Origin of the sequence: Actinomyces sp. (assembly GCF_030524025.1) — a bacterium.
Classification (GTDB): Bacteria; Actinomycetota; Actinomycetes; order Actinomycetales; family Actinomycetaceae; genus Actinomyces.
The window spans coordinates 17,296-28,448 of record NZ_JAUNHI010000030.1; the positions used below are offsets into that span (position 1 = coordinate 17,296).

General features: G+C 71.5%; 14 protein-coding genes. 9 read left to right on the plus strand and 5 right to left on the minus strand.

Translation table 11 applies throughout. The features are described from left to right. The first annotated feature begins 29 nt into the window (after positions 1-29). From Q4C85_RS09965 to Q4C85_RS09975, 3 genes are read left to right on the plus strand one after another with little or no spacing between them, the layout of a single operon-like run. Positions 30-710 carry a hypothetical protein gene (locus Q4C85_RS09965; RefSeq protein ID WP_303141716.1) on the plus strand — a complete coding sequence of 227 codons (681 nt, stop codon included), beginning with the start codon at positions 30-32 and terminating at the stop codon, positions 708-710. Then, positions 707-1,561: a thymidylate synthase gene (locus Q4C85_RS09970; RefSeq protein ID WP_303141719.1), complete on the plus strand. Its 855-nt coding sequence runs from the start codon at positions 707-709 to the stop codon at positions 1,559-1,561. The genes Q4C85_RS09965 and Q4C85_RS09970 overlap by 4 nt, the downstream gene beginning before the upstream one ends. Further along, positions 1,558-2,178, plus strand: coding sequence for a dihydrofolate reductase (locus Q4C85_RS09975; protein ID WP_303141722.1), 621 nt, complete (start codon positions 1,558-1,560; stop codon positions 2,176-2,178). The genes Q4C85_RS09970 and Q4C85_RS09975 overlap by 4 nt, the downstream gene beginning before the upstream one ends. Before the next feature lie 37 nt (positions 2,179-2,215). Here Q4C85_RS09975 and Q4C85_RS09980 read toward each other — a convergent pair whose 3' ends face one another. From Q4C85_RS09980 to Q4C85_RS09995, 4 genes are read right to left on the minus strand one after another with little or no spacing between them, the layout of a single operon-like run. Beyond that, positions 2,216-3,142 (minus strand): ABC transporter substrate-binding protein, encoded by a 927-nt coding sequence (locus tag Q4C85_RS09980; RefSeq protein ID WP_303141724.1) that lies wholly within the window; start codon positions 3,140-3,142, stop codon positions 2,216-2,218. Beyond that, positions 3,142-3,816 (minus strand): ABC transporter permease, encoded by a 675-nt coding sequence (locus Q4C85_RS09985; RefSeq protein ID WP_303141727.1) that lies wholly within the window; start codon positions 3,814-3,816, stop codon positions 3,142-3,144. Before Q4C85_RS09985 ends, Q4C85_RS09980 begins: the two co-directional genes overlap by 1 nt. Beyond that, a complete protein-coding gene (locus Q4C85_RS09990) occupies positions 3,813-4,565 on the minus strand; it encodes an ABC transporter permease (RefSeq protein ID WP_303141728.1) in 753 nt (250 codons plus the stop codon). Before Q4C85_RS09990 ends, Q4C85_RS09985 begins: the two co-directional genes overlap by 4 nt. After that, positions 4,562-5,455 carry an ABC transporter ATP-binding protein gene (locus tag Q4C85_RS09995; RefSeq protein WP_303141730.1) on the minus strand — a complete coding sequence of 298 codons (894 nt, stop codon included), beginning with the start codon at positions 5,453-5,455 and terminating at the stop codon, positions 4,562-4,564. Before Q4C85_RS09995 ends, Q4C85_RS09990 begins: the two co-directional genes overlap by 4 nt. Positions 5,456-5,548: 93 nt before the next feature. On the opposite strand from Q4C85_RS09995, the gene Q4C85_RS10000 reads away from it, so the two are divergent. From Q4C85_RS10000 to Q4C85_RS10015, 4 genes are all read left to right on the plus strand, one after another. Then, a complete protein-coding gene (locus tag Q4C85_RS10000; protein WP_303141732.1) occupies positions 5,549-6,073 on the plus strand; it encodes a PadR family transcriptional regulator in 525 nt (174 codons plus the stop codon). Between the two features lie 52 nt (positions 6,074-6,125). Continuing rightward, entirely contained in the window at positions 6,126-6,680 is a 555-nt protein-coding gene (locus Q4C85_RS10005) for a hypothetical protein (RefSeq protein WP_303141734.1), read from the plus strand. A gap of 105 nt (positions 6,681-6,785) precedes the next feature. Further along, positions 6,786-7,844, plus strand: coding sequence for an NAD(P)-dependent alcohol dehydrogenase (locus Q4C85_RS10010; protein ID WP_303141735.1), 1,059 nt, complete (start codon positions 6,786-6,788; stop codon positions 7,842-7,844). Positions 7,845-7,934: 90 nt separating this feature from the next. Beyond that, positions 7,935-8,717, plus strand: a complete 783-nt coding sequence (locus Q4C85_RS10015) for a cytochrome b5-like heme/steroid binding domain-containing protein (RefSeq protein ID WP_303141737.1) — start codon at positions 7,935-7,937, stop codon at positions 8,715-8,717. Positions 8,718-8,745: 28 nt separating this feature from the next. Here the strand turns inward: Q4C85_RS10015 and Q4C85_RS10020 are convergent, their stop codons facing one another. Then, positions 8,746-9,189, minus strand: coding sequence for a VOC family protein (locus Q4C85_RS10020; RefSeq protein ID WP_303141740.1), 444 nt, complete (start codon positions 9,187-9,189; stop codon positions 8,746-8,748). Positions 9,190-9,414: 225 nt separating this feature from the next. Between Q4C85_RS10020 and Q4C85_RS10025 the strand changes: the two genes are divergently transcribed. Then, complete coding sequence (locus Q4C85_RS10025; RefSeq protein WP_303141743.1) at positions 9,415-10,176, plus strand: DeoR/GlpR family DNA-binding transcription regulator; 762 nt, start codon at positions 9,415-9,417, stop codon at positions 10,174-10,176. 62 nt (positions 10,177-10,238) lie between these two features. Further along, the gene (locus Q4C85_RS10030; RefSeq protein ID WP_303141746.1) at positions 10,239-11,090 is read left to right on the plus strand and encodes a VOC family protein; all 852 of its coding nucleotides are present in this window, start codon (positions 10,239-10,241) and stop codon (positions 11,088-11,090) included. Positions 11,091-11,153: the final 63 nt, after the last annotated feature.

Genomic DNA, 11,153 nt, shown 5'->3' on the forward strand with positions numbered 1-11,153 from the left:
CGCACGCACCCCACCAGTTCGGAGGAACCATGTCTCAGCACCGCACGAGCGCCTTGGAGCGCGCCCTCGACAAGGCGATCGCCGTCCCGGCCGGCAGGATCGAGGAGCGGGTGGCCCGGATGCGCCGCGAACGGCCTGGCGCCGACACCGCCGAGCTCGTCGAGCTGGCTGCCTCACGGTTCCGCACCGAGGCCGGGATGACCTCGGGCGCGGTCGGCGCCTCGGCGGCGCTGCCGGCCGTCGGCACCGGGACCGCGGCGGCGCTCACTGTCGGGCAGACGGCCGTGTTCATGGCCTCTGCGGTCACCTACGTGCTCACCGTCGCCGAGCTCCAGGGCCTGCGGGTCGTCGACACCGAGCGCCGCAGGACCCTGGTGCTCTCGGCCCTCCTGGGCAAGGAGGGCTCGGAGGCCATCCAGGGGTCCTTGGGGCTGACCACCCTGTTCTGGGCGGCGCAGTCCCTGGCCAAGATGCCGCTGCCCACGGTCAAGTCGATCAACACCCAGCTCGCCAAGCGCCTGGCCAAGCGGGCCTCGGTCCAGGGCGGAGCCCTGGCGCTGGGGCGCCTCATCCCCTTCGGCATCGGCGCCGCCATCGGCTGGTCCGGCGGCCGCGCGCTGGCCAACCAGGTCATTGAGGGGACCCACGCGGCCCTGGGGCCGGCCCTCGACTCACCCGAGGCCGGCGCGATCGAGGTGATCGAGGCGTGAGCCGCCACCCATACCTGGCGGCCCTCGGGCTCGAGCCGCCTGCCGGGGTGGACGTGTCCTACGAGGAGCTCCTGGCCGAGGTCCTTGAGCACGGCGCCCCCAAGGGCGACCGCACCGGCACCGGCACGCGCTCCCTGTTCGCCCGCCAGCTGCGCTACGACCTGGCGGAGGGCTTCCCCCGCATCACGACGAAGTTCGTCGCCATGAAGGCGGTCAAGGGCGAGCTCCTGTGGTTCCTCCAGGGCGGCACGAATGTGCGCTGGCTCCAGGAGCGGGGCATCACCATCTGGGACGAGTGGGCCGGCCCCGACGGCGAGCTCGGCCCGGTCTACGGCGCCCAGTGGCGCTCGTGGCCCACCCGCGAGGGCGTCACCATCGACCAGCTCCGGGGCCTGGTCACCACGCTGCGCACCGACCCCGACTCCCGACGCATGCTTGTGTCGGCGTGGAACGTCGCCGAACTCGACCGCATGGCGCTGGCTCCCTGCCACGCCTTCTTCCAGTGCTACGTCGCCCAGGGGCGCCTGTCTCTCCAGGTCTACCAGCGCAGCGCCGACCTGTTCCTCGGGGTGCCCTTCAACATCGCCTCCTACGCCCTGCTCACCCACATGCTGGCCCAGCAGGCCGATCTCGAGCCGGGCGAGCTGGTGTGGACCGGGGGCGACTGCCACGTCTATGACAACCACGTCGACCAGGTCCGCGAGCAGCTCGCACGGGTGCCGGCCGCCCACCCCTTCCCAAGGCTGCGCCTGGATCAGGCCGAGTCCATCGACGGCTACCGGATGGAGGACATCGACGCCTCCGAGGGCTACCTCCACCACCCCGCGATCAAGGCGCCGGTGGCCGTATGACCGGCCCGGCCGAGGACAACGCGGCGCTGCGGGTCGGCGCCATCTGGGCGGTCGACCGCGCCGGGCTGCTGGGCGCCGACGGCGCCATGGAGTGGCGGGTGCCCGCCGACTTCCGGCACTTCAAGGCCGCCACGCTCGGGGGCTCACTGGTCATGGGGCGCACCACCTGGGTCTCCTTGGGCGGCGCGCTGCCGGGCAGGGACTCGGTGGTGCTCACCCGCAGCGCCTCCTGGCGGGCCGAGGGCGCCACCGTGGCCCATGAGCTGGACGAGGGGCTGGACCTGGCCCGTCGTCGCCTGGAGGCCCTGGGCCCCGACCCCCGTGAGGATGCCTACCGGGACCTGCCCAGGGTCTGGGTCATCGGCGGGGGCAACGTCTACCGCCAGGCCCTGGAGGCCGACGTCGTCGACCTCCTGGTCGTGTCCACCCTCGACCTCGATGCCGCCGGGGCCGCGCTGCGCCGGGGGGTGGAACCGGAGGACCTCGTCATGGCACCCCCGATCGACCCGGGCCGCTGGCGGGTGGACCCGCGGGCCTCGGACGCCCCGGGCGTGTGGAGGCCGGTGTCCGGCGACGCCGCCTGGCGCGTCGACCTGTGGCGCCGGGAGCGCCCCTGAGCCCGGTCGGCGCCATGACGGACCCAGCCAGCGGCGTTCACCCCGTGAGGATCCCCTTGTCGGTGAGCCAGTCGGTGGCGATGGTGGCCGAGTCGAGCTGTTCGCCGGTGGACCGGGCGTTGAGGGCCCGCAGCTCGTCGGTGGTCAGGAGGGCCGAGACCGAGTCGATGGCGCGGGCGGCCGCCGTCGTCAGGGAGGAGGCGACGAGCGGGGTGACCCGCTGGGGCAGGATGAGCGCCTTGGGGTCCTCCAGGACCACGAGGTCCTCGGTCTCGATGACCGGGTCGGCGGTGTAGATGTCGGCAACGTCGACGGTGCCGTCGGTCAGTGCCTTGACCGTGATCGGCCCGCCGGAGTCCTCAACGGGCTCGACGCGGGCATCGACCCCGTAGACGCGCTTGAGGCCGTCGGGGCCGTAGGGCCGGGAGGCGAACTCGGAGTTGGCGGCCACCGTGACGGTGCGTCCCAGCCCGGCCAGGTCGGCGATGGAGCTCAGGCCGTTGTCCTGGGCCGAGGCGCGGGTGACCGTGTAGGAGTCCTGGTCGGTGGCCTCGGCGGCGTCCAGGACGGTCAGCCCCTCGGGCAGGACCGTGAGCAGCTCGGCGTGGACGGACTCGGCGTCAGTGGCCGTGGTCTCGGGATCGTAGTACTGCAGGAGGTTGCCTCCGTACTCGGGAAGGACGTCGATGCTGCCCGAGACGAGCTCGGGCAGGTAGACCTCCCGCTGGCCGATCTGGAACTGGCGCTCGACCTCGATGCCCGCGTTCTCCAGGGCCTGGGCGTAGAGCTCGGCGATGATCTCGTTGGAGTAGTACTGCTGGGAGCCCACGACCACGGCGCCTCCCGCCGACCCCGACTCCTCCGAGGAGGCGAAGGGGTCGGAGTCGGCGCCGCAGGCACTCGCCACCGCGCTCAGTGCCAGCGCGCCGGCGGAGGTCAGAGCTGTGCGTCGGGTCCAGGGCATCAGATTTCCTTCCGTGTGCGCGCGCCGACGGGGGTGACGGCGCGCTGGAGCAGGCCGAAGACGAGCTCGCTGACCAGCGCCAGGCCGATGATGACGACGCAGGCGGCGAGCATCATGACGTAGTCCTGGGTCTTGAGCCCCAGGAACATGAGCCGGCCCAGGCCGCCCGCGCCGGTGTAGGCGGCCAGGGTCGCGGTGGACACGACCTGGAGGGCCGCCGAGCGCAGCCCGCCGACCAGCTGCGGCGCCCCCAGGGGGATCTCCACCCGCGTGAGCACCTGCCACGGGCTCATGCCGCTGGCCCGCGCCCCGTCGACGGCCACCGGGTCGGCCGACTCCACACCGGTGTAGGCCCCGGCCAGGACGCTGGGCAGGGCCAGCACGACGAAGGCGGCCATCGGGGCCTGCAACCCGATCCCGAGCCACAGCCCCAGGAGGGTGACCAGACCCAGTGTCGGCAGCGCCCGGGCGGCCCCGGACAGGGCCACGACGAGGCCGCGCCCGCGCCCGGTGTGACCGGCCCACCAGCCCAGAGGCACCCCCATGGCGGCGGCGATGGCCACACCGAGGACCGAGTAGCCCACGTGCTGGATGAGGAGCGGCCCCAGCCCCAGCGCCCCGCTCCACCTGTCAGGGTCGGTCACGTAGTCGAAGGTCTGGGACACGATGCTCATCGGTGCCCCCTGCCGCCGCCGGCGGCGCCGTCGACCGCCTTGTCAACCATCCCGTGCGCTGCGCCGCCCGCGTCACCTGTGTCCGCCGTGAGACCCGTGTCGCCCGGGTCGCCCGCGGGCCGGCGCGTCCAGGGCAGCGCGAGCCTGCCCAGGGCCAGCACCACCGCGTCCAGGGCCAGGGCGAGTGCCACGGTCGCCAGGACACCGGTGAGCACCTCGGCGGTGATCCCCCGCTGGAAGCCGTCGGTGAACAACCATCCCAGGCTGCGCACGCCCAGCACGGCGCCCACCGTCGTCAGGGAGACGGTCGAGACCGTCACGACCCGCAGCGCGGCGAGGATGGCCGGCCCGGCCAGCGGCAGCTCGACGGTCACCATCGTGCGCAGCCTGCCCATGCCCATCGCGGCGGCGGCGTCCAGGACGCGGTGGTCGACCGCGTCGAGGGCGTCGACAGCGGCGGGCACGAGCAGCGCCATGCCGTAGAGGGTCAGGGCCACCACGACGTTGGTGGCGTCGCGGATCCCGGTGCCCAGGATCAGTGGCAGGACGACGAACAGGGCCAGGGAGGGGATGGCGTAGAGCAGGGAGGACCCGGAGACGATGAGGCCGCGCAGCACGCCGGCGCGCTGGGCGGCCAGCGCCACGGGCAGGGACAGCACGAGGGCCGCGCACACCGCCGGCACCACCTGGGCCAGGTGGGCCAGCAGGTAGGTGGTCACCAGCGGGACGTTGGCCAGGACCCAGGTCATGTCCGCACCACCGGCGCACCGGCCAGGCGTCCCAGGACCCTGCCGGAGGCGTCCGAGACCACTGAGCCGCCGGCCCCCTCGGTCAGTGACAGCTCCCTGTCGGGGTCGTCCACGCCGAGGAAGCGCGCGACGAAGTCGTCGGCGGGGTCGGTCAGCAGCTCGGCGGCGGACCCGCGCTGGGCCACCCGGGCCCCCTCGCGCAGGACGATGATCTGATCGCCCAGCGTCAGTGCCGCCTCGACATCGTGGGTGACGAAGAGGACCGTCGTGGCGAACTCGTCACGAATGCGCACGAGCTCGCGCTGGAGCTCGCGGCGCACGAGGGGGTCGACCGCGCCGAAGGGCTCATCCATGAGCAGCAGGCCGGGGTCGGCGGCCAGCGCCCGAGCCACCCCGACGCGCTGGGCCTGCCCGCCCGAGAGCTGGTAGGGGTAGCGCCGGGCCAGGGCCCGCTCCAGGCCGAGCAGGTCCATCAGCTCCAGGGCCCGGTCCGTGGCCGAGGCGCGGTCCCAGCCGCTCAGGCGCGGGACGAGCGCGATGTTGTCGACGACTCGGCGGTGCGGCAGCAGCCCGGCATTCTGCATGACGTAGCCGATCGAGCGGCGCAGCGACACCGGGTCGGAGTCGCGCACGTCGGTGCCGTCGAGCAGGACACGCCCGGTCGAGGGCTCGACCATGCGGTTGACCATGCGCAGCAGGGTCGTCTTGCCGCAGCCGGAGGATCCCAGCAGTACCGTCGTCGTGCCTGCGGGCACGGTCGCGCTGAAGGAGTCGACGGCCGGCCCGCGCCCCGCCGCGCCCCGGGGCGCGGGGTAGTGCTTGGTGACGGCCTCGAAGGTGATGGTGGAGGCGCTGCGGTCCGGGTCTGCGGTGCTGGAGCGGGTGCTCATCGGTCAGCCTCTCTTCCGCGCCAACGGTCAACGTGGCGCGGCACCACCGTAACAGCCTCTCGTTTTTACGTCGAATCGATGTATGGTGGGGTGGTGCTCGACCTCAAGATCCTCGGATTCCTCGACGATGGGCCGCTGCACGGCTACGAGCTGCGCCGGCGCATCGGGGAGCTGGACGGGACCGGCAGACTCCTGTCTGAGGGCTCGCTCTACCCCGCCCTGGCACGCTTGGAACGGGCCGGGCTGCTCGTGCGCACCGAGGAGCCGGGGGCGCGCGGGCGCACCCGGCGGCGGGTGGAGATCACACCGGCCGGCCGCGAGCACCTCCACGCGCTCCTGCGCGAGCCCGACGACGCCGACCTGTCCACCCTCCCCCACTTCCTGGTAGTCCTCGCCTTCCTGTCCCACCTGCCCGAGGCGGCCGAGCGCGAGACGGTGCTGCGACGACGCCTGGCGATCCTTCGGACGCCGGCGCCGTCCTTCTTCTACGAGGCCGACGGCACCCCCCGGCGCAGCGCGGCCGAGACCGACCCCTACCGCCGGGGGATGGCACGCATCGCCGGAGCCTCCCGCCGCGAGGAGATCGCCTGGCTCCGCCAGGTCCTCGGCGAGGACTGAGCCCTCTGACCGCCCACCACCCCACCAAGGGGCCCCGATGGAGCATGGCACGATGCGCGCCGGCGTCCTGAGCGCGCCCGGCCTGGACCACCTGACCGTCACCGACCTGCCCGTGCCCCGGCCCGCACCCGGACAGGTGCGCCTCAAAGTCATGGCATTCGGGCTCAACCGCTCGGAGTACCACTCGGTGACCGGTCAGGCCGAGGGGATGAGTTACCCCCGGGTGCTGGGTATCGAGGCGGCCGGCGTGGTCGACCTCGACCCCCAGGGAATCCTGGTTCCCGGGACGCAGGCGGTCACCATGATGGGAGGCATGGGCCGGACCTTTGACGGCGGCTACGCCCAGTACGTCGTCGTCCCCCGCGACCAGGTCATCACCTTCAGCTCCGACCTGCCGTGGGAGGTCATCGGCTCGGCGCCCGAGACCCTCCAGACCGCCCACGGGTCCCTGAGCACGGGGATCGGCCTGCGGCCGGGACAGTCCTTGCTCGGCCGGCTCGACCTCATGCCCGTCCACACCTACCCGCTGGAGCACATCGTCCAAGCACACCGGGACCTGGACGCCGGCCAGCACATCGGCAAACTCGTCGGCCTGCCCTGGGGCTGAGACGGCGCACCGGGTGCACAATGGGCGCGCACCACCACGCCACCACAGCCCTACAGCACTACAGCACTACAGCACTACTGCATCGCGAGCGCGAAGGAGCACCCCATGCCTGAGGTCCTGGCCTATGCCTGTGAGGACGAGACCACCCAGTTTCACCGGACCACGATTGAGATTCCCGAGCCCGGCCCCCGCGACATCTACATCGACATCGCTTACGCGGGCATCTGTCACTCCGACATCCACACCGCCCGCCAGGAGTGGGGGCCGGCCAGCTACCCGCTGACACCGGGCCACGAGATCGCCGGGGTCGTCTCCCGCGTCGGCGCCGAGGTCACCAAGCACAAGGTCGGCGACCGGGTCGGCGTGGGCTGCATGGTCAACTCCTGCGGCCAGTGCCAGTACTGCACGGAGGGCTACGAACAGTTCTGCTCCGGGACGCCCGGGGGGCTGCCCGGCACCCTGTGGACCTACGGCCCCGACGCCCAGGGCAACCCGACCGCCGGAGGATACGCCCAGGGGTTCACGGTCTCGGAGGACTTCGCCTGCCGCATCCCGGCCTCCATCCCTTTCGAGGCGGCCGCTCCCCTGCTGTGCGCCGGCATCACGACCTACTCGCCCCTCAAGCGCTACGGCGCCGGTCCGGGCAAGCGCGTCGCCGTGGTCGGCATGGGCGGCCTGGGGCATATGGCGGTTCAGATCTCCGCAGCCATGGGGGCCACCACCGCCGTCATCTCCCACGGCCGCTCCAAGGAGGCCGACGCCCGTCGTTTCGGCGCCACTGAGTTCCACGCCACGAGCGAGGCCGGCACGCTCGAGGCGCTGGCGGGCAGCTTCGACCTCATCGTGTGCACGGTCGGCGCCGACGACCTCGACTACACGGCGCTGGTTCGCACCCTCAAGCCCTTCGGCACCTTCGTCGACGTCGGTCTGCCCGAGCACCCCTCGCAGATCCACCTGGCGGCACTGTGCAACGGCAACAAGGCCATGGCCGGCTCGCAGATCGGGGGGATCTCCGAGACCCAGGAGATGCTCGACTTCTGCGCCGAGCACGGCCTGCACCCCCAGGTCGAGCTCATCAGCGGTGAGGAGATCACCCGGGCCTACGACCGTGTCGTGGACTCCCAGGTGCGCTACCGCTACGTCATCGACACCTCGACCTTCTGAGCCCGCACGGCCCAGGACGGGCGACACCGAACAGGCGGGACGCGCGCTTACCATGTCGCACATGACCCCACCCTCGGGTTATCGTGTGATATGGGACTCGATCTGCCGCTTCACCCGCTCGTCGTCCATGCCCCCGTCGTCCTCCTGCCCCTGACGACGCTGGGCGTCATCGTCCTGTCCCTCCAACGACGTCGTTCCCCTCAGCTCGTCTACGCGGTTCTCGGACTGCTCGTCGTGGCCGTGCTGGCCACCGGCGCCTCCTTCCTGTCGGGAAACGCGCTCGCCGACCTCATGGGCTTCGAGCCCGAGCGCCACGAGCGCTGGGGGCTGGCCCTGCTCGGCGCCTGCGTCATCTACCTGCTGGTCGGCGCTCCCTGGTTGTGGAGGCTCGCCCATGAGGAAGACCCTCCCGGCTCCACCAGCCGGCAGTGGGGTCTGGCCACCGTCGCCGTGGCCAGTGTGGTCACCGTCCTGACGGTCCTGGCGGGGCACTCCGGCGCCGAGCTGGCCTGGTCCGACGTCTCCGCCTCCTCGCAGGGCGACTCCGCATCGACCCCGGCGGCCTCCTCGGCCCTCTCGGCCTCACCGACCACGGATGACTCGCAGGCCTCTGGCGCCACGCCCACACCATCCGAGGACGGGTCCTACACGATGGAGGAGGTGGCCCAGCACGCCTCATCCGAGTCCTGCTGGGCGGTGGTCAACGGCAACGTCTACGACCTGACCGACTGGATCTCTCAGCACCCCGGCGGCCAGGGCGCTATCACCGGCATGTGCGGAACCGACGCCACCGCCGCCTTCGAGGGTGAGCACGCCGGGGAGGCCGAGCCCGCCGAGGCGCTGGCCGACTACCTCCTGGGGCCGCTGGGCTGACCGGCCCCCGGGCGGTCGCCGGAGAGGATCAGGGGGCGGGCCGCAGGGCGACCTCGGGCGAGTAGTCGCCCGCGACGATCTCGACCCGGTTGCCCTCGGGGTCCAGGACGACCGCCTCATAGTAGCCATCTCCCGTCAGGCGCGGGCCGTCAACGACCTCGATGCCGGCCTGCGCCATGTCGGAGGCGAGACGGTCGACGTCCGCAGGTCCGGGGACGGCGAAGGATACGTGCGCCCAGCCCAGCCCGGCCTGCCCGCCCGAGGCAAGGACGTCGGGGCGGGTCATGATCTCCAGCCGGGCGCGGCGACCATCCGGGACGCCGTCGTCGCAGAAGTGCAGGATGTGGGAGCGCAGACCGGTGACAGGGTTCTCGTACAGGCCGTTGGCGTGACCGTTGAACCAGTGGGAGTAGAAGTCACGGGCGCCGTCCAGATCGGCGACCCAGATCGCTGCGTGGTCGAGGTGTGTCATCATCGGTCCTTTCGCGACAATGCTCAGCAACCGCCAGCGATCGTTCGATCACACCGATCGACGGCTGCTTTTCTTCGTGTTGTCAACGGTTCGTCCTCGGTTCTTCCTCGGTCGATCCGCCTTCTCACCGTTGACCTCCACCGTAGATGAGCATATGATCACTGTCATCGTTCGTTTCTACGGGAAACGATCAGCCGTTCCCCACCGATCAAGGGAAAGACGGAAGTGACGCCGAATGAACGGCGGCGTGCGATTCTGCGCGCCCTCAGCCCCACCGAGGTCCACAGCGTCAACGCGCTCAGCCGGCTGACCGGAGTGTCTGTCGTGACCGTGCGGCGCGACCTGACCGAGCTCGCCCACGAGGGCCTGGTGACCCGGGTCCACGGCGGCGCCCTGCGCGCACCGCGGCGCGGAGCCGCACGCCCGGTGGCGCTCAGACGCCGCGAGGATGTCGAGGCCAAACGGCTTCTGGCGCGAGCCACCGCCGATCTGATCGAGGACGGGGAGAGCGTCATCGTCGACAACGGCACCACCTGCGAGATGGTCGCCGAGCAGCTCGCGGGGCGCTCGATCCGCGCGCTGTGCCTGTCGCTGGGTGCCGCCTGCGCCCTGGCCTCGGTGCGCGGCGCAACCGTCACGACCGCGGGCGGCCCCGTCGACCCCGAGTCGCTGTCGCTCATGTCCACCGAGGCGGTCGACGCCGTGCGCGCCTTCCGTGCCGACGTCGCCGTCCTGTCGGCCTGCGCCGTCTCGGTCCGTGAGGGGCTGACGGTCATGGAGTCGGTCGACGCGATGATCAAGCGGTCCATCATCGCCTCCTCGGCGCGCCGGCTCCTGCCGATGACGCCCTCCAAGCTCTCGACGACCAACACCTACCGTTTCGGACGGATCGAGGACCTCGACACCGTACTCACGACCGCCGACATCGACGCCGACGCCCGGGAGGGGCTGCGAGAGGCCGGGGTCGAGGTCGTCATCTGCCGGTAGGCGCCCGCCACAGGCCCGGCAGGTCCCGGGCGCTTCCCGCCCCGCGGGCTACCATGCCCACCATGACACACCGAATCATGCCTGCGATCTGGTGCGATGGCACCGCCGAGGAGGCCGCCCGCTTCTACGCCGAGACCTTCCGGCAGGCCCACGTCGTCGAGCAGCCGCCGGGACCCGCCTCGACCGTCGAGGTCCACGGCCTGCCGATCCTGCTCATCAACGGCAACGACATGTACGCCCCGAACCCGTCCATCAGCTGCCTGCTCAACTTCGACCCGCTGCTGTTCGGGGGCGAGGAGGCCGCCATCGCCTACCTCGACGAGCTCTACGCGGCACTGAGCACCGGCGGCGTCCTCATGGAGCTTGGCGAGTACCCCTTCGCCAAGCGTTACGCCTGGGTCCGCGACCGCTTCGGCTTCACCTGGCAGCTCATGCTCACCGACCCCGCCGGGGAGCCCCGCCCCTTCGTCGTGCCCACCTTCATGTTCGGCGGCACCAACCACGGCAATGCCCTGGAGGCGACGACGACCTGGATCAACCTCTTCGACGACTCCGCGCGCGGCGCCCTGCACCTGTATGAGGAGGGCGCATCCTTCGAGCCGGGCAGTGTCATGTTCACCGACTTCACCCTGCGGGGCAGCTGGTTCGGTGCGATGGACTCCGGCACCTACCACGACTTCACCTTCACCCCCGGGGTCTCGCTGCTCGTCCGGTGCCGCGACCAGGAGGAGATCGACCGTTACTGGGCCGTGCTGTCCGCCGTGCCCGAGGCCGAGCGCTGCGGGTGGTGCGTCGACCCGTGGGGCGTGTCCTGGCAGGTGGTTCCCGACAACATCGAAGAGCTCATGGCCAACGAGGCCACGCGGGACAAGATCCTGCAGATGGGCAAGATCGACCTCAGCCAGCTGTCATGAGCCTGCCTGTCGCGAACCGCCCCTGAGTGTGGGGTCGGCACCTGAGCCGTGGGTCGATACCTG

Excerpts from the sequence above, each read along its gene's own strand:
- Q4C85_RS10020 (WP_303141740.1), bottom strand. The coding sequence starts at position 9,189 with ATGACACACCTCGACCACGCAGCGATCTGGGTCGCCGATCTGGACGGC.
- Q4C85_RS09995 (WP_303141730.1), bottom strand. The coding sequence starts at position 5,455 with ATGAGCACCCGCTCCAGCACCGCAGACCCGGACCGCAGCGCCTCCACC.
- Q4C85_RS09985 (WP_303141727.1), bottom strand. The coding sequence starts at position 3,816 with ATGAGCATCGTGTCCCAGACCTTCGACTACGTGACCGACCCTGACAGG.
- Q4C85_RS10005 (WP_303141734.1), top strand. The coding sequence starts at position 6,126 with ATGCGCGCCGGCGTCCTGAGCGCGCCCGGCCTGGACCACCTGACCGTC.
- Q4C85_RS09975 (WP_303141722.1), top strand. The coding sequence starts at position 1,558 with ATGACCGGCCCGGCCGAGGACAACGCGGCGCTGCGGGTCGGCGCCATC.
- Q4C85_RS09990 (WP_303141728.1), bottom strand. The coding sequence starts at position 4,565 with ATGACCTGGGTCCTGGCCAACGTCCCGCTGGTGACCACCTACCTGCTG.
- Q4C85_RS09965 (WP_303141716.1), top strand. The coding sequence starts at position 30 with ATGTCTCAGCACCGCACGAGCGCCTTGGAGCGCGCCCTCGACAAGGCG.
- Q4C85_RS10010 (WP_303141735.1), top strand. The coding sequence starts at position 6,786 with ATGCCTGAGGTCCTGGCCTATGCCTGTGAGGACGAGACCACCCAGTTT.
- Q4C85_RS10030 (WP_303141746.1), top strand. The coding sequence starts at position 10,239 with ATGACACACCGAATCATGCCTGCGATCTGGTGCGATGGCACCGCCGAG.
- Q4C85_RS09980 (WP_303141724.1), bottom strand. The coding sequence starts at position 3,142 with ATGCCCTGGACCCGACGCACAGCTCTGACCTCCGCCGGCGCGCTGGCA.
- Q4C85_RS10015 (WP_303141737.1), top strand. The coding sequence starts at position 7,935 with ATGGGACTCGATCTGCCGCTTCACCCGCTCGTCGTCCATGCCCCCGTC.